The organism is Acetivibrio ethanolgignens (assembly GCF_001461035.1).
In the GTDB taxonomy this organism is placed as follows: domain Bacteria; phylum Bacillota; class Clostridia; order Lachnospirales; family Lachnospiraceae; genus Velocimicrobium; species Velocimicrobium ethanolgignens.
In genome coordinates this window covers 1-581 of record NZ_LNAM01000138.1, presented here as the reverse complement: position 1 = coordinate 581, position 581 = coordinate 1, and the positions used below count along the sequence as shown (strand labels likewise).

General features: G+C 37.0%; 1 protein-coding gene. It reads right to left on the bottom strand.

From position 1 onward, the window contains the following. A partial coding sequence (locus tag ASU35_RS19700) for a hypothetical protein (RefSeq protein ID WP_172794614.1) occupies window positions 1–581 on the bottom strand: 581 nt, incomplete at both ends.

Below are 581 nucleotides of genomic sequence, written 5' to 3'. Positions count from 1 at the left end.
TACTTCGTAGACTCTACCAGTGATTTGTAGTATTTCCATCTGGCAGTATCGTAGTAAAAGTAATTATTTCCGTCGCTAACTTCGGATTGAGAGTTAGGTATCTCATTTGGAATTGTTTCCTTTGTACTATCATCTACTGCTTCGATAGAGTACAATCCGTAGTAAGGTCTTGCCTCATACTTTAAAGTATCTTCGAATACTCTGCTAAACACATCTACATCGTTTAAGTACTCTGTTGACTTTGCCGTTTTCCAAACGTATTCCCCGTCCTCGTAATACTGGTACTCGTATACCACTCGTACTTTGTAGTCTGGAGTGCCGGGTGCATTGTCTTTGGTTGCGTCTACCTTTTCAGCTTTCTGGTATGTAAAATAAATATGGGTGTATTCCTGATTCTCCATATCGATTTTACTATTTTTTATCTTAGTTTCATATTTTGTGTAAGTAAATGACTTGCCTGCTAAATTGTCCTGATTTAACCTATGGCTATCCTTTACTACCTTTAACTTTGTAGGATTAGAATTATTTTGAGTCTCATAGGCTTCCACTACCTTTGTGGCACTTAATTGAGATTGTACTTT